Origin of the sequence: Streptomyces sp. NBC_01275 (genome assembly GCF_026340655.1) — a bacterium.
In the GTDB taxonomy this organism is placed as follows: Bacteria; Actinomycetota; Actinomycetes; order Streptomycetales; family Streptomycetaceae; genus Streptomyces.
In genome coordinates this window covers 2956009-2972038 of sequence record NZ_JAPEOZ010000001.1, presented here as the reverse complement: position 1 = coordinate 2972038, position 16030 = coordinate 2956009, and the positions used below count along the sequence as shown (strand labels likewise).

The following is a 16030-nucleotide window of genomic DNA, read 5'->3' as shown; positions in this document are numbered from 1 at the left end:
GTTGGGCAGTCGATCGGTATATGGGACGCGATCCCTTCATGCCCTCCTGGAAGCCATCACCGGGCTGACGTGCCTGCTTGCCTTGGGGGCAGCAGGCGCTGGGCCCGGGTGCCTACAGGGCGAAGACGCGGCGGGCGTTGCCGGAGAGGAACAGCTCGCGTGCTTCCTCGTCGAGTTCCAGCCGGTCCAGGTGTTCCAGCGCCTGGATGGGGGTGATCATCGGATAGTTCGTGCCGAAGAGGACTTTTCGGCGTCCCCGGCCGCGCAGGTAGTCCACGAGTTCGGCCGGGTAGCGGCGGACGGTGTAGGCGCTGGTGTCGATGTGGACATTCTCGTGCTTGTCGGCGACGGCGATCATCTCCGTCGTCCACGGGTAGCCGATGTGCCCGCAGACGATGGTCAGTTCGGGGAAGTCCAGGGCCACCTGGTCGATGTAGGGGATGGGCCGCCCGGTCTCCGAGGGCTTGAGGGGGCCGGTGTGTCCGACTTGGGTGCAGAAGGGGATGCCCAGTTCGACGCAGGCCGCGTACAGCGGGTAGTACAGCCGGTCGGTCGGCGGCAGCTCCCACAGCCAGGGCACCACCCGCAGGGCCACGAACCCAAGCTCCCGAACCGCCCGCCGCAGCTCACGCACCGCCTCCACCGGCCGGGCCAGGTCGGCGCCCGCCACCCCGCGCAGCAGGCCTCCCGACCGGGCGACGAAGGCGGCCACCTCGTCATTGCTGATCAGCGCGCCCTGCGGCCCGTACCAGGCGGCGGACAGGCCGATCTCCACATCGGCCGCCTTCAGCGCGGCCACGGTGACCTCCACCGGCAGTGCGTCCTCCAGGAGCCCGCGCCCTGTCCACCGCCGCAAGGACTCGAACATCTCATGATTGGAGTGGCGCAACGTCGGATGCTGCATCCACGCGTCGATGACCGGCATGGTTCTGGCCCCTTCTCCCGGCCGCTGCGGGAAGCGCCTCCACCACAGCGTCTAAGCGATCGCTTAACCGGACTCTAGCGGGAGTCCGACCGGTGGGCTACCGGTCAGTAAGGATGGGTTGATACCGAGTGGCCGGGCCCTGTGAAGGCTTGGATCTGCCGGACTTTCGTTCCTCATCGCCGGCGTTACGGCGCGCTCACGCACGGCGCAGAGAACGACACCGGCACGCCCATCTGCTGAAGGTGCTGAAGGCCATCGCGCCGGTGAGCATGGATGGGTGCGAGGACCAGCCAGATTCCGGGCAAGAGCCTGTCCAGCGAGCCGAGCAGCGGGTCTACGGCGAGGAGGGCGCCGAGCAGGCGGTAGGCGACGGTGAAGGGCGAGCCGCTCGGCAGGCTTCAGCCCTTTCGAGCGGATGCCGGGCTGGACCGAGCCATGGAAGCGCCCTGCCGCTGCGGTCGTCCGGCGGCAGGGGCGAGGGCTTACGGCGCGGAGGTCAGCCGGTGGCCAAGGGCACCAGGGTGCCGCGGGCGAGGATGTGGCTGGTGATGGAGGCTCCCAGCAGTGCCGGGCTGGCAATGGCCGGGAGTTGGACTTTTTCGGTGTCCAGGGCGTACACGGTGATGAAGTACCGATGGGTCTGCCCGGCGGGTGGGGCCGCGCCGACGTAGCCGGCCACACCCGCGTCGTTCGGGGCCTGGACGGTTCCGGCCGGCAGTCTGGCGCCGCCCGGGACGCCTGCGCCGGTCTTGAGCGTGGTGGTGGAGGCGGGCAGGTTGTAGGCGGCCCAGTGCCAGAAGCCGGAGCCGGTGCCCGCATCCTGGTCATACATGCTCACCACAAAGCTCTTGGTGCCCTTGGGGAAGCCTGTCCAGGACAGCTGCGGAGAGGTGTTCCCCGAGGTCTGCGCCGTGCCGAGCTGCTTGCCGGTGGCCACGTCGGTGCTCTTCAGGCTGAAGGAGGGGACCTTCGGCAGTTTGGCGTACGGGGTGTCGGCCACCGTGCGGGAGACCTTCGGCGTCGCCGCCGGGTAGTGCGGTTGGGGGTGGCCGGGGGCGGCGGACGCGCCCTGGCTCAGGACGGCCACCGTCACCGCGGTGGTGGCCAGTGCCGCGGCGGTCAGGCCCGCCAGGCGTCCGCGGCGGTTGATCCGGTGCTTCACGGGGTGTCCTTCATGTCGGGTGCGGGAAAAGGCCGGGTTCACGCCTCGCCGCCCCAGGGGGTGATGATCGCGCGGGCCAGGGTGTGGCCGAGGAAGGAGAAGTTCAGCACTGCCGGGGTGGACTCGGCGCTGACGCCGAGGTCCTTCAGAGACGGCACGTCCAGGGCGTGCACGGCGATGAAGTACCGGTGCTTGCCGGTGCCGGGCGGGGGCATGGCGCCGGCGTAGAAGTCGAGCCGGGCGTCGTTGGGCACATGGAAGGCGCCCTCGGGCAGCGCCTGACCGCCGGGGGCTCCGGCACCGGTGGGCAGTTCGGTGACACCGGCCGGGATGTCGGCCAGCGCCCAGTGCCAGAAGCCCGACGGGGTCGGGGCGTCCGGGTCGTACACGGTGACGGCGAAGCTGCGGGTGCCGTCGGGGAAGCCGGACCAGGACAACTGGGGGGAGGCGTCGACGGCGCCCGGAATACCGGTCCTGGCGGAGTAGTGGGCGACCGGCAGCGGCTGGCCGTCCTTGACGTCGGTGCTGGTCAGCTCGAAGGACGGGACCTGCGGGAGGCGGTTGTAGGGACTCGTGGTCACGGAAGGCTCCTGGTGCCGGTGGGGTGATCGGGCGGTATGGCTCCGGGTCTCGGTCACCGGAGTGGCGCCCAACCAATGAAACACAGGATATTCGTCGATGCAACTCAGATTCGAAAGTTGTATCAGCTTTCGATGACGCGTTACCCTGCCGTTCATGGCAGCTTCTTCGTCCAAGCAGACCCGCACCGACGGCGTGCACGAGCGGTTGCGCGCGGACATCCTCAGCGGGGAGTTGCGCCCGGGGCAGCGGCTGAAGTTCCCCGATCTGGGCGCCCGCTACGAGGCCAGCGTCGGCGTGATCCGCGAGGCGCTGATCCGCCTCACCGAGCGTGGCCTGGTCCGTTCGGAGCCGCATCACGGATTCCAGGTAACCCCGCTGACCGACGCCGCGCACGCCGAGCTCACCGACGCCCGCACCGAACTGGAGGTCCTGGCGCTGCGCCGGGCCATCGCCGACGGCGACCTCGGCTGGGAGTCCAGGGCGGTCGCCGCCAACCATCGATACGAACAGACCCCGCGCACCGACCCCGCCCGGCCCGACCGCCCCACCGAGGAATGGCTGCACGCCCACGCCGAGTTCCACATCGCCCTCCTCGACGGCTGCGCCAACCGCCGCCTCCTGGAAGTGGCCGCGTCGCTGCGCGAGGAGGCCGAGCTCTATCGGCGCTGGTTGCACCACGATCCGCCCGGTCCGGGCGACCCGTCCCTCCCCGACGAGCACCGCGAACTCCTAGACGCCGCCCTCGCCCGCGACCCCGACCGCGCCGAAGCCGCCCTGCGCCACCTCGCCGGCCGCACCTCCCACCTCCGGCTCCTCGCCGGCATCGATACGGACGCGGACACCGCGTAATACGGGCCGGTTACCGTCTTGTACGGCGGAGGGTCGTGGGGGCTCAGTCGGGAGCGACCTATACCACCGCCCGCGTCGCGCAGGCTCCAGCCCGTCGTTGAATTGTGCGATGAAGCCGCACTGAGTGGTGGGACGAGTCGCCAGCCGCCCCACCCAAGCTGCCGGACGTGGGACATCCCGAGGTGCGCAGGTGGTAAGAGCCGGCGGATCGCGCACGACGGCGGGCAGGTCGTCGGTGACGGGGAAGCCGTCGGCGGCGAGCTGCTTGACAGCGGTGCCGATGCCGGTCGGCATCCGCGTCGGCCTGGACGCGCTGCAGCGGACGCTGTCGCTCGTCCTCGGCTGACCTGTCGACACGCTGCGGCCCAGGTTCATGCACAGTCTGGTGGACAAGTTCGCCTCTTGACGTGAGGAATGATGCTCCACCGCGATACCCGGGATGGAGCAACATCGCGTTGGAATGGGAATCCGCTGCGTGAAGGTTCTATCTCCTTGGCTGAACTGGGCGGACGGGCCTGCTGCTGTGGTAAGCGTCCAACTCATCGACCCCCAGGGGCCATTGAGGGGCTACAAGGACAGGAACAGGCCGACAAGCACTGAACAGGGCTGACACAGATCAGCACGTCTGACCTGCAAGAACGGCATGAATCGGCACTGATCGGCAAGGGCCGCCAAGATCCTCAAAGGACTCATAATCCGTCGGCCGTGGGTTCGAGTCCCACCCGCCCCACCTGTGCAGGCTTCTGACCTGCGGAAACGTTCATTTTGTCCTGTCGGGTCGTCAACTTCGCCTGGACGGACTGAATCCGCTGCTCGTGAGTTCGGAGTCCGGCGGCACTCGGGGGAGCTCTAACTCATCTGACCTGCGGCGGAGTAGGTGATCGAGGTTGGCTCCGGGTGTCCGAGAGGTTGTCTGGAGGCTCGATACCAAGATCCAGGGGCCGTACAGGGGCCGGGAGGGCGTGGCCGTGTCCAGGTTGACGGTGTCTCCGGGCCGATTCGTTGTCCTATTTGCCGGTTGCGCGGCGCGGGCAGGACGACGTCGGCCCGGTCGAGTTGGCCGCTCGTAGAGTTCCGCGGAACACCGGGTTGGATGACTCATGAGGTTCCTGTTTCTCGTGACGCTCGCCGTGCCCGGCGCGAGCTTCGCCGCCGTCGTCACGGGTATCGCGACCGCTTCGTCCGTCCCTGACCGCCGCCGCACCCATGGCCTGCTCCACCTCGCCGGCACCCTGCACTTCGACGGCACAAACGGCACGCTCCTCGCCGCCTGCCCGGCGTTCGGCTTCGCGGGCCTGACAGCTGCGAGTGCGGCGAGCCCCCCGCTGCCGCGCACGGGCCCGCGGGAGGCGGGGCCGGCCGTACCGCACGCGGCTGGAGCAGGGGTGGCCGGCAGACGTTTCCGGAACAGGGCAACCTCCAACGGTACCCAGGTTGTTGACGGCATGGAGGCGGTGGCCCCGCGATCGTGCGGAGTCGTCTGCCCTGTGTCCGAATGCCGAGCGACCGAAGGCTGCGTCCATGCGTTCCCACCGATCTGATGCGTCACCTCGCCGACGCGGGCCGCGCGCGCCGCTGACCGTGGCGGTGATCGCAGCCACGGTGGCCGCCGTGCTGCTGGCCGGCGTCCATTTCCTGGGAGGTCCGTCGACGGCGGAGACGGGCGGGTCGGCCTCTCCGGCGGTGAGCGGGCCGGACGGGTCCGGGACGGGCGAGCCGGGCCTGTCCGGGGAGAGCAAAGCGGTGTACTCGTACCAGAAGGCCGTGCGGGAGAGCGTCTGGGTCGGCACCGGACTCGACTCGGACGGCGACGGGAAGGAGGACCGGGTCGCCGTCGACATCGTGCGTCCGGGCGAACCCGCGGCGAAGGGCCGCAAGATCCCGGTCGTCATGGAGGCCAGCCCCTACTACTCGTGCTGCGGCCGCGGAAACGAGAGCCAGAAGAAGACGTACGACGCCAAGGGCCGTTTGATCCGGATGCCGCTGTTCTACGACAACTACTTCGTGCCCCGAGGCTATGCCTTCGTCGCCGTCGACCTCCCCGGCACCGGCCGCTCCGACGGCTGTACCGACGCTGGTGGACGTATCGACGTGCAGTCCGCCAAGGTCGTCATCGACTGGCTGAACGGACGTGCCCACGCCTACACCACCCGTACCGGATCCCAGCGTGCCGCCGCGTCCTGGACCAATGGCGCCACCGGCATGATCGGCAAGAGCTGGGACGGCTCCGTCGCCAACGGCGTCGCCGCCACCGGTGTACGCGGGCTGAAGACGATCGTCCCGATCAGCTCCATCTCCTCCTGGTACGACGCCTACTTCTCCCAGGGGGTCCAACTGGTCGGCAGCGCCCCGACCCCTAGCACGCTGATCCGCACGGTCGAGACCGACGCCACCGGCGCCCGCTGCGCCGCCGTGAACAAGCCGCTGGGCGACCAGGCGGCCCGGTCCGGTGACTGGTCGCCGATCTGGAGCGAACGGGACTACGTGGCCGCCGCGGACAAGGTCAGGGCGAGTGTCTTCGTCGTGCACGGTCTGCAGGACCTCGCCGTTCGTCCCAAGGAGTTCGGCCGGTGGTGGGACGCCCTCGCCAAGGCCGGGGTGCACCGGAAGATCTGGCTCAGCCAGACCGGGCACGTCGACCCCTTCGACTACCGTCGTGCGCAGTGGGTGGACACGCTGCACCGCTGGTTCGACCACGAACTCCTCGGCTACGACAACGGAATCGACCGCGCGCCGATGGCTGACGTGGAGCGCACCCCCGACCACTGGACCACGGACACCGTCTGGCCACCCAGGGCAGCCGCGTCCGTGACGCTGAGCCCCGGCAGGGGCGCGAAAGAAGGCGTGGGCACCCTCGGCACGTCACCCGGCACGGGGACCGCGACATTCACCGACGACCAGGGCCACAGCGAACTCGACTGGGCCGAGCAGGCCGCCACCTCGACCCCGGACAAGGCCGGCTTCCTCACCCAGCCGCTCGGCAAGGCCCTGCACCTGACGGGTTCACCCGAGCTGACCGTCACCGCCACCCCGACGACGCCCACCGCCAGCCTGTCGGCCGTCCTCGTCGACATCGGACCGGCGACCATCCGGCAGTACGGCTCCGGTGGCCTGGGCATCACCACGCTCGTCGGCCGGACCTGCTGGGGCGCGAGCACCACCGCGGACAGCGCCTGCTACAAGCAGACGGAGGCCGACACCACGCACGTCACCTCCACCGTCTTCAGCCGGGGCTGGGCCGCCCTGGGAACCTGTGCCGACGCCCACAAGGTCGCGGCGCTGGCGCCCGGCAAGCCCTGCACTCTGACTCTCGACCTCGCGGCCACCGACCACGTCGTCCCGGCAGGACACCGACTCGCCCTGATCATCGCGGGGACCGACCGCGGCTTCGCCCAGCGGGCCGCCGACCGGCCGACGATCACCCTCGACCTGGCCCGCACCTCCCTGCGGGCAGCGGCTGTCGGCGGATCCAAGGCCCTCACGGCGGCGCTAGGTTGATGGCGACCGGACAGTTCACTGTGCCCGAGCAGGCAACCGTTCGGCCACGCCGTGTGGTTGACGGGGTACGGGAGGGACGACGAGGGCAGGGGCGCGACGGAGTGAACCAATCGGCGGCGGACGGCGAGCCGGGATTCGAGGACTTCGTCGCCACCCGCGGGGACCGCTTGTACCGGGCCGCATGGCTCCTGACGGGCGAAGCGCACGCGGCGGAGGATCTTTTGCAGACGGTTCTGGCCCGGGTGTGGCCCAAGTGGTCGCGCATTGCGGGGGACAACCCGGAGGCGTACACGCGCCGGGCGCTGGTCAACACCTACGCGACCTGGTGGCGACGGCGCTGGCGGGGCGAGACACCCACGCGGGACCTCCCGGAGGTCTCCCCGGCCCGGGACGTCTTCGCCGACATCGATCTGGAGCAGTCGCTGGCCTCCGTGATCCGTCAACTGCCGCCACGGCAGCGGGCGGTGGTGGTACTGCGCTACTTCGAGGACCTGAGTGTGGAGGAGACCGCCCAGGTGCTGGGCTGCCGTCCCGGCACGGTCAAGAGCCAGGCCGCCAAAGCACTTCGGCTCCTGCGCCACCAGCTCACGCCGTCACATCTCCTGGAAGTCGGTGAACAGCCGTGACGCGTCCGGAAGAAGAGACGGCACAGGGGCCGGAAGAGGAACTGCTGCGTCTGATGCTGGCCCGGGCCACTCCGGCAGGCTCGAATCCCCGGCGGGTCCAGGAGATCCGGCAGCGGGTGACGGCGTACCGGCGCCGTCGTCGTATCTGGCTGGCGGGCGCCACCGCTGCAGTCGTCGTCGCGGCGGTCGGCGTGGTGGTGCAGACCTGGCCCTCCTCCCCGCCTCCGGAGCAAACTGCGGCAGCACCGCCGGCATCCTGGGCGCCGCCCGGGTTCACCGATATCCCGCGGGCCGGTCTGTCCCGGGAGCCGAGTCGGGGGTGGCAGGTCGTCCTGCCGGCGGGCGCCCGTTCAGGGGCCCGTGCCATCGTTTCGTTCAGTCCGGTTTCCCGGTCCCCGTTGACCCCTCTCAGCATGGGCGCGGTGCTGGTGTTCTACGTCCGAAGCGATGACACCGACGCACGCGTGACGGTGCGTCAGGTGTACCCGGTCGACGACTGGTGCGAACGGGCGGGAGGGAACCGGCAACTGGTCGCCGTCCGGCCGCGGGCCGACGACGGGGGAGAGACACGGGGCGGCTACGCCTGCCTGAACGACGCCTCGCGGGCGGTGATCGACCAGGCGAGCGAGATCCTCACCCGGACGTCCGCCACCGCGGTGGGCGCGAGCAGGAACTGAGTGCGGCCAGCAGCGGTGGCAGTGCAGACAACGGCACGGCGGGTGCACGTAGGGAGACGTCGGCTGTCGTCTGTGCTGTGGAGGACTATTGCTGTGGAGAGCGTCCCGGCGATGGCTGAGAGGCAAGGAAACCCCCGAAGAGGAAACAGCCCCGATGGGTACTCGACCCTCTCCTGTGGACATCTGCGGATGACCGGCGCGAGCCGCGTCTCCTGGGGAGACCTGGCTGAGGGTTTAGCCTTCACCGACGCTGAAAAGGATCAGATCCAGAAGGGGGCGCAGCCGATGGTCCTAGCCTCCCGTCTGCACCGTCTGCACCGTCTGCACCGTCTGCACCGTCTGCACCGTCTGCACCGTCTTGCCGAGTTGCGGAAGCGGCAGCACCACACAGGTCCAGGTTGCAGAAGCCATGGGCGTCACCCAGGTTCGCGTCTCGCGCATCGAGAAGGGGCAACTGGAGCGCAGCGAGGGTCGACGCCCTCGCCGCCTACGTCAAGGCGCTCGGCGGCAAGTTGAAGATTGTCGCTGACTTCGGTGATGAGGCCTACGTCCTCGGCTGATCCGATCGACACGCCGCGACCCAGGTCTATGCGCAGTCCCGTGGACAAACTCGCTTCTTGACGTCAGGGATGATGCTCCACCCCGGGACAAGGGGTGGAGCATCATCTCGTCGGTAAGGGAATCCGCTGTGCGAGGGTTCTATCCCCTCGGCTGAACTGGGTGGACGAGGCTGCTGCTGTGGTCGGCGTCCAACTCATCGACCTCCAGGGGCCATTGAGGGGCCACAAGGACAGGAACACATCGACAAACACCACACAGGGCTGACACGGATCAGCGCGTCTGACCTGGGAAAACGTCAAAAATGAACATTGATCGGCAAGGGCCGCCGAGATCCTCAAAGGACTCATAATCCGTCGGCCGTGGGTTCGAGTCCCACCCGCCCCACCTGAGCAGGCCTTTGACCTGCGGAAACGTCCCGGGCGGCCGGACAGAGGGCCCGCGGACGGTGGCCAGCAGACACCACCGAAACCCTGCGTCCCCAACACGTAGCTTCCGTACGGGACCGCTGACCGAGTTCGGCCGCACCTTCGAGGAGCCCGATCGCTCGGTAGAGGGGCTTGAGGGGCTGGTGTGCGTTGGGCGGAAACTGCCCGAACAGAAAACGGCCCGGTATGTCCGATGATTCGTTCGACCGCGGTGCCGGCGTCGCCGAAGGCTCGTGGGATCGCGGCGTTCATGAACAGCCCCGCGAGCATGACCCCCAGCAGCATCCGCCTGGTCCGCGGGTTCTCGGCCGGGACGAGGGTGACCGCCCAGGTGGTGTACGCCCACGCCGCGTAGACGGCGAGGTAGAGCACGAGCGCCGGGGCTGCGCCGGTCCAGGTGGGGTGCACGAGGAGCCGGTGCGAGAGCTGGCCGATCGCGAAGACGTAGACCAGGTCGAAGAACAACTTCAGCGGCGTGACCCCGGCGCGCCGGGTCGCTGGTCAGCTGCACGATGACTCTCCTCGGTGCGGGAGGCGTCCCGACTTTGTCGTGCCTCCTGTGGGGCCGGTGTCCGTGTGAACGGTCAGTCGGCGAGGAAGGCGCTCACCTGACGGGCGAAGTCCTTGGCGTGCTGGAAGAGGAAGGCGTGCCCGGCGTCGCTGTAGGCGACGAGGGTGGCGTCGGGGACGTACTGGACGGCGGTGTAGGACGCCAGGGCGGGGATCATCGCGTCCTTGATGCCGGTGGCGTACAGAACGGGCTGCCGGATGGTTGCCAGGTCCGCGCGCACCTGTTCGAAGGGGATCGACGCGTCCTTCTGGATCGCGGCGATCTGGCCCCTGGCCGCGGCCTCGGACACGTCGGGGCGTCCGGTGGCCAGCCGGGTGGCCACCCTGGCGAGGTGTTCGTACCCGGCGGCGCGGCCGGTGTCCGTCTCGGGGAAGAACAGGAACACCAGGTCGTCCCCGGTGGTCTCGGGCTTGGTCATGGTGGCCCGCACCTTCGGGTCCGGATCGGGAGCGCCGGGCACCGTGCCGCCGGGATTGGCGGCCGCCACGACCAGCTTGCGCACCAGGTCGGGCCGAAGGCGGGCGATGTGCTGGGCGGTGGTGCCGCCCAGAGTCCAGCCGAGCAGGTCCACCTGCGGCAGCCCGAGGGCCTCGATGAACTCGACGGTGCCGTCGGCCATCCCCTCGACCGAGTCGCGCGGGGCGCCGGTGGTGTAGCCGGTGCCGACGTTGTCGAACACGATCACGTCATGGCTGGCGGCGAGGTGGTCCAGGAACTCCGGGTCCCACCAGTCGAGGGTCCCCCGGACCCGGTTCAGCAGGACCAGCGGGACACCGCCCCGCGGGCCGATGCGCCGGTAGGTGAACGTCGCGGACGGACCTTCCACGGTGAGGTCCTCGGCCGCGTCTGCAATGTATGTGCTCATGGCGGGGTTCGCTTTCCTGTCGATGTGTCGTGGAGGTCTTCTGGGAGTCGTCAGGCGGGCAGGTGGTTGAGCTTGCGCAACTGCTGGTCGAACATGCGGGAGGGGACCATGCGGCGCATGGTGCGGACGCGTCCGGTCATGGCGCCGGCGGTGTAGCGCAGCTTGGGCTTGGCGTCGGTGGCCGCCGCGACGATCTCCTTGGCGACGACGGCGGGGTCGTCGCCGCCCTTGACCGCGCCGGCCATGTACTCCTCGAAGGCGAGCCGCCGCTTGGCGTAGACGTCCAGGGGCTGGTCGGGCCGCACGGTGGCCGCCTCGATCGCGGTGTTGGTCCAGGCGGGTTCGACGAGCAAGGACCGTACGCCGTACTCGCGTACCTCGTGGTCGACGGACTCCGAGTAGCCCTCGACGGCGTGCTTGGAGGCGGCGTAGACCGCCATGTAGGGCTGCGGGATGAACCCGACGATGGACGAGATGTTGATGATCCGTCCGCTGCGCTGGGCGCGCATGTGCGGCAGGACGGCGTTCGTCATGCGGATGACGCCGAAGACGTTGATGTCGAAGAGGCCCTGCGCCTGCGCGGCGGAGCTCTCCTCGGCGGCGCCCGCCGAGCCGATACCCGCGTTGTTGACCAGGACGTCGATCCGCCCGAACCGGTCGATCACCTCGCCGACCGCAACGGTCACCGAATCGTCGCTGGTCACGTCCAGGTCGAGGAAGGTCACGCCCTTCACAGGGGTGACGTGCACGGTGTTGCGGCTGGTGCCCACCACGTCGTAGCCCGCCGCGGCCAGCGCGAGCGCGGCTGCCTTTCCGATGCCGGAGGACGCACCCGTGATGAGGGCTACCGGTCGTGTCGTCGTTGCCATTTCGGACTCCTGACTCAGGGGATCGCGTGTGTCTTGCCGTGTAGGGGATCGCTTCCGGCGTCCCCTCAATCGGTTTCACCAATGTATCAGATTTACCTGTAGCGGCAACAGTAGAGCATCAATTAATCGGTTATCCGTAGCGTCAACGTATCCTCTACGGAGGGTCAACGGATGGGCTGACGCTGCCGGGCAGGGGTCGTTCCAAGGTGCCGCCGGCTCCATGAAGCAGACCCGCGGACGGCGGGCTGAGCTGCAACGACGTGTTGGGCCGGGCGGACACGCAGGCCGTCGCCATGACGGCCGGGACGACGCACCGACCCTTTCGCGGCCGGCACGCGCCGCCGGCCGCGGGGGCGCCTCAGTCGCCCATTGGGCCCATGCTTCGATGGCGGCGCAGATGTGAGCGAATGGTCTGGGGTGCGCAGTCGTGACGCGGAGGGCTGTGAGGGCGCCGGGGGGTCTCTGCGTGGCTCTGCCCCGCCGGAGGGGGCTCCGGCGGGGCAGGTGTGTTGATCGGCCGTCACCGTGTGCGGTGTCGGTGACCGTCTCGCGGTGATGGATTGATGGGTTGTCAGTGGTCGAGGAAGGTGTTCACCTCGGCGCCGAACTTGGCGGCGTACTGGAAGAGGAACCCGTGGCCGGCGTTCGGGTAGATGCTGAGCTGGGCGTTGGGGAGGTACTTGGCCAACAGGTGGGAGTTCTTGGGGGGCATCAGGATGTCACTGTCCCCGTCTGCGACCAGCGTGGGCTGGAGAGGGCGTTGAGCCGCACCAGCTTGGACTTGTCCGGGATGCCCCACTCCGACATCGCGGTGAGCTGCGCGTCGCGGGTCTGGAGGCTCGCGGGCGCGTCGTGGTCAGTGGTGCGCTGGCCGAGGCGCTGCAGGAACTCAGTTCCGGCGGCCTGGCTGGATGCGGTGTTCTTGAAGAACAGGAAGAGGAAGTCGGCAGGGCCGGGGTTGTCCGCCAACACGCTCCCCAGCACCTTGGGGTCGGACGCCCTCTGGTCGATCCCGCCCTGCGGGCCGGTGCCGGCCAGGACGACGCGACGGACCTGCCAGGGGCGCCGCAGGGCGACCTCCTGAGCCACCTGGCCGCCGAGGGAGAAGCCGAACACGTCGTAGCGGGGCAGCTTGAGGGCGTCGATGAAGTCGATGGCGTCCAGGCTCATCTGCTGGATGGTGCTGGGTGTGGTGCCGGTTGAGCCGCCGACGCCGACGTTGTCCACGAGGATGACCTCGCGCTTGGCGGCGATGGTGTCGATGAGCTTGGGGTCCCAGTTGTCGAGGGTGCCGCGGTAGTGCTGGAGGAAGATCAGGGGCACGCTGCCGGCGCTGGGGTTGCCGAAGCGCCGGTACTGGTAGGTGACGCCGTTGGCGGCCTTGACGCGCAGGTTGGGGGCGGTGGCGGCGCTCTGGGGGCTCTGCGTCTGTACGACCGCGTGACGGGTGACGCTGGAGCTGTCGCTCACTGCGCTCGCCACACTCGGCGCGGCGCCGGCGACGGCGGCGACGACCGACATGGTGGCCAGCGCGACTGCGGTGCGTCGGGAGACACGGGTGCGTAGCTTCGTTGTGGGCACGCCAATTCCTTGAGTCGGGCTCGGATGTCTCCTCCGGCAGGGGAGACGGGATACCGGTCGTGAGCGACGGTCGCGCAGATGCCCGCTCCGTCGGTGCGGCGCGATCCCTTAACAGTGTCACTAAGGTATCAACTATAGCCAGAGTTGAAACATCAGAGAATCAATTAATGAGATACCCGTAGCGTTCCTGTATCCTCTACAGGGGACCGGGTAGCGAACCAGACAGGAGACAGACATGGGCCGAGCACTGCGGGCAGATGCCGAGCGCAGTGTGCGCGCGATTCTGGAGGCGGCCGAGCAGGTCTTCGCCCAGGACGCCGGCGCCTCCATGGAACAGGTCGCCGAGGCGGCGGGACTGACCAGGATCACCGTTCACCGCCGCTTCGCGAACCGGCAGGCCCTCCTGGAGGCGCTCGCCGTCTCCGCCAAGCAGCAGCTCATCGACGCCATTGAGGAAGCCCGGCCGGACGCCGCTCCCGCACTCGTGGCGCTGCACCGAGTGACGGCGAACGTCCTACGGGTCAAGAACACCTGGCGCTTCACCCTCGGTCACGCCACCGCTCACACACCCGCCGCAGCCGCCCTCTGGGGCGAGATCAACACCCACACCGTCGATCTCATGAACCGGGCGCAGCGCGAGGGGCTACTCGCCCCGGACGCAGACCTGGAGTGGACGCGGCAGGTGTACTACGCCCTCCTCAGCGAAGCCATCAACAGGCCCGGCGCGGAGCAGGACCCTGCCGCGCAGGACCCGGACGCACTGGCCACGCTCGTCATCGACACCCTCCTGCACGGCGCAGGACCACGCGGCTGAGCCGCAACTGCTCGGCAGGCGCCGGAGCCACCGATCGGCTGCCGTCGCCAAACATGTCAGCGCCACTCACGCCTGGTGGCACTGCTCGGCCTTGACGGCCACGCGGACGCAATGTGGGAGCACCTCGGCCCTGCTCCCCGCATCGCAAGGTTTGGGCCCCTGCGTACGGCAGGGCCACCTGCGGCCACGGCCGCTGGAGGTCCGTCCCGAGGCTGGGTGGGAGCTGCTGTGCGATGGAAGGGGAATCCGCTGCGGGCAGGGTCGAAATCCCCCTCCGAGCTGGCGCGATCGCATGTTGGCCCCGTGCCATTTTTGCCGTGCGACGGAGTTGGGGACGCATTGGGGACGCAAGGACAGGAACAGACTGACAAAGGCCAAGGGTTGTCGACACAGGTCACCCCGTCTGACCTGCAAGAACGCCACGGATCGGCTTAGAAATGCAAGGACCGCCAAGATCCCCAAAGGGACTCATAATCCGTCGGCCGTGGGTTCGAGTCCCACCCGCCCCACCTCAGTAGCGCCCTGACCTGCGGAAACGTTCCTCGTGAGGTGTCGGAACGTCAACTTTCGCTCAACGGACTGAATCCGCTGCTCGCGAGTTTGGCGCCGGGTTCGACTGCGTCGACTGGTACCTCTTCTGACCTGCATGGACGCGTGCGGATGTGCGGCCAGTGAGACGGGTTTTGGTCTGCTCTGCTGCGACAGGGCGATGTGTTGAGGCCATCCTGAGGCCGGAGGCACCGGGGAATGCCTCGGATGTGTTCCGCTCCGGCGAGTCGTTTGCGCGTGGCTCAGGGCGTTTCATGTGGCGACCGTCTGCGGCTGCAGCTCTGCGCGGAGTACGCCTGGCTAGGGTCCTAAGGAGCCAAGGAAACGGCCCCAACAGAAAACGGCCCCCGAGGGGCACTCGACCTCCCGTGTGCTGTCCTGAAGACGGACGGGCTGGGCTGGGGCGCCGCCGAGCCTGCCGTCGTGCTCGGCGCGACGCGCGCCGACTCGTCGCTCGATGATCGCGAGGGGGGCGAGGTCGATCCAGGTCAGCTAGGCCGTTTCGTTTGGATCATCTGATCGTTGGTCCGGGTGTGCCGTTGACTGACGCGCAGTGGGCGCGGATCGAGCCGTTGCTCCCGGACCGAACGCCGAGGCGGGGTGGTCGGTGGCGTGACCACCGTGCGGTGATCGACGCGATCGCCTTCAAGTTCCAGACCGGAACCCAATGGGCCCACCTGCCGGAGAAATACGGCAACTGGCGAGGCATCTACAACCGGCTGCGAATGTGGGCAGTCGACGGCACCTGGGAGCGAGTGTTCACCGCGCTGATGGCTCAGGCCGACGCCGACGAAGACCTCAACTGGGTCGTCTCGGTGGACTCCACCATCGTGCGCGCTCACCAGCACGCGGCCGGGGCTCGCAAAAGGGGGCCCCGCTCGGCGAACCGGACGATCACGCCATCGGCCGGTCCCGCGGCGGACTGACCACGAAGATCCACCTGGTGGCCGACGGCCGCTGCCGGCCTCTGGCGTTCGTCCTGACCGCAGGGCAGGCCGGTGACGCGCCTGCCTTCGAGCAGGTCATGGCCCGCCTGCGAGTGCCCCGGCAGCGTGGTCGGCCTCGCACCACCCCCGACGTCGTCCTGGCCGACAAGGCGTACTCCTCCCGTGCCATCCGCAAGCACCTGCGCAAGCGCGGAATTCGTGCGGTCATCCCTGTCCCGGCCGATCAGCAGGCACACCGCCTTCGACGGGGCAGCCGGAGCGGCAGGCCGCCCGCCTTCGACCGCGAGACCTACAAGAACCGCAACACTGTCGAGCGGTGCATCAACCGCCCCAAGCAGTGGCGCGGCATCGCCACTCGCTACGAGAAGACAGCCACCATCTACCTGGCCGGACTCCACATCGCAGGCATCTTTCTTTGGTCCGCACGGTGATCCAAACGAAAGTCCCTAGGTGCGACTGGGCCAGCCGGAAGGCGACGTGGGGAGTGCCTGCGAGGTGACAGTGGACATGTCCGGCAGGCCGTTTTGTC

General features: G+C 68.7%; 16 protein-coding genes and 1 pseudogene. 9 read left to right on the top strand and 8 right to left on the bottom strand.

The features are described from left to right. Window positions 1–112: 112 nt before the first annotated feature. The 3 genes from OG562_RS12915 to OG562_RS12905 all read right to left on the bottom strand — a co-directional run bounded on the left by OG562_RS12915 (window position 113) and on the right by OG562_RS12905 (window position 2668). Window positions 113–925 carry an amidohydrolase family protein gene (locus OG562_RS12915; RefSeq protein WP_266396800.1) on the bottom strand — a complete coding sequence of 271 codons (813 nt, stop codon included), beginning with the start codon at window positions 923–925 and terminating at the stop codon, window positions 113–115. Between the two features lie 496 nt (window positions 926–1421). After that, the gene (locus tag OG562_RS12910) at window positions 1422–2087 is read right to left on the bottom strand and encodes a YbhB/YbcL family Raf kinase inhibitor-like protein (RefSeq protein WP_266396797.1); all 666 of its coding nucleotides are present in this window, start codon (window positions 2085–2087) and stop codon (window positions 1422–1424) included. A gap of 38 nt (window positions 2088–2125) precedes the next feature. Further along, the gene (locus OG562_RS12905) at window positions 2126–2668 is read right to left on the bottom strand and encodes a YbhB/YbcL family Raf kinase inhibitor-like protein (RefSeq protein WP_266396794.1); all 543 of its coding nucleotides are present in this window, start codon (window positions 2666–2668) and stop codon (window positions 2126–2128) included. Between the two features lie 154 nt (window positions 2669–2822). Between OG562_RS12905 and OG562_RS12900 the strand changes: the two genes are divergently transcribed. The 7 genes from OG562_RS12900 to OG562_RS12870 all read left to right on the top strand — a co-directional run bounded on the left by OG562_RS12900 (window position 2823) and on the right by OG562_RS12870 (window position 8848). After that, on the top strand, window positions 2823–3518 hold the full coding sequence (locus OG562_RS12900) for a GntR family transcriptional regulator (RefSeq protein WP_266396791.1): 696 nt from the start codon (window positions 2823–2825) through the stop codon (window positions 3516–3518). 190 nt (window positions 3519–3708) lie between these two features. Next, window positions 3709–3864, top strand: a complete 156-nt coding sequence (locus tag OG562_RS12895; protein ID WP_266396788.1) for a hypothetical protein — start codon at window positions 3709–3711, stop codon at window positions 3862–3864. 754 nt (window positions 3865–4618) lie between these two features. Beyond that, complete coding sequence (locus tag OG562_RS12890; RefSeq protein WP_266409872.1) at window positions 4619–5059, top strand: hypothetical protein; 441 nt, start codon at window positions 4619–4621, stop codon at window positions 5057–5059. Continuing rightward, window positions 5040–7016: a Xaa-Pro dipeptidyl-peptidase gene (locus tag OG562_RS12885; RefSeq protein ID WP_266396786.1), complete on the top strand. Its 1977-nt coding sequence runs from the start codon at window positions 5040–5042 to the stop codon at window positions 7014–7016. The genes OG562_RS12890 and OG562_RS12885 overlap by 20 nt, the downstream gene beginning before the upstream one ends. Before the next feature lie 101 nt (window positions 7017–7117). Beyond that, window positions 7118–7642, top strand: a complete 525-nt coding sequence (locus OG562_RS12880; RefSeq protein ID WP_266396784.1) for a SigE family RNA polymerase sigma factor — start codon at window positions 7118–7120, stop codon at window positions 7640–7642. Further along, window positions 7639–8319, top strand: coding sequence for a hypothetical protein (locus OG562_RS12875; protein ID WP_266396782.1), 681 nt, complete (start codon window positions 7639–7641; stop codon window positions 8317–8319). The genes OG562_RS12880 and OG562_RS12875 overlap by 4 nt, the downstream gene beginning before the upstream one ends. A gap of 409 nt (window positions 8320–8728) precedes the next feature. Continuing rightward, window positions 8729–8848 carry a hypothetical protein gene (locus OG562_RS12870; RefSeq protein WP_266396780.1) on the top strand — a complete coding sequence of 40 codons (120 nt, stop codon included), beginning with the start codon at window positions 8729–8731 and terminating at the stop codon, window positions 8846–8848. Between the two features lie 133 nt (window positions 8849–8981). On the opposite strand, the gene OG562_RS12865 is transcribed toward OG562_RS12870, so the two are convergent. The 5 genes from OG562_RS12865 to OG562_RS12845 form a co-directional block, all read right to left on the bottom strand. Further along, complete coding sequence (locus tag OG562_RS12865; protein ID WP_266396778.1) at window positions 8982–9770, bottom strand: low temperature requirement protein A; 789 nt, start codon at window positions 9768–9770, stop codon at window positions 8982–8984. Between the two features lie 119 nt (window positions 9771–9889). After that, window positions 9890–10741, bottom strand: coding sequence for an alpha/beta fold hydrolase (locus OG562_RS12860; protein WP_266396776.1), 852 nt, complete (start codon window positions 10739–10741; stop codon window positions 9890–9892). Window positions 10742–10791: 50 nt separating this feature from the next. After that, window positions 10792–11610: an oxidoreductase gene (locus OG562_RS12855; RefSeq protein ID WP_266396774.1), complete on the bottom strand. Its 819-nt coding sequence runs from the start codon at window positions 11608–11610 to the stop codon at window positions 10792–10794. Window positions 11611–12181: 571 nt separating this feature from the next. Beyond that, window positions 12182–12322 (bottom strand): alpha/beta fold hydrolase, encoded by a 141-nt coding sequence (locus tag OG562_RS12850; RefSeq protein ID WP_266396773.1) that lies wholly within the window; start codon window positions 12320–12322, stop codon window positions 12182–12184. Beyond that, window positions 12322–13191, bottom strand: a complete 870-nt coding sequence (locus OG562_RS12845) for an alpha/beta fold hydrolase (protein ID WP_266396772.1) — start codon at window positions 13189–13191, stop codon at window positions 12322–12324. The genes OG562_RS12850 and OG562_RS12845 overlap by 1 nt, the downstream gene beginning before the upstream one ends. Before the next feature lie 235 nt (window positions 13192–13426). On the opposite strand from OG562_RS12845, the gene OG562_RS12840 reads away from it, so the two are divergent. Then, a complete protein-coding gene (locus tag OG562_RS12840; protein ID WP_266396770.1) occupies window positions 13427–14005 on the top strand; it encodes a TetR/AcrR family transcriptional regulator in 579 nt (192 codons plus the stop codon). 1067 nt (window positions 14006–15072) lie between these two features. Next, window positions 15073–15932: pseudogene (locus OG562_RS12835) on the top strand (IS5 family transposase). Window positions 15933–16030: the final 98 nt, after the last annotated feature.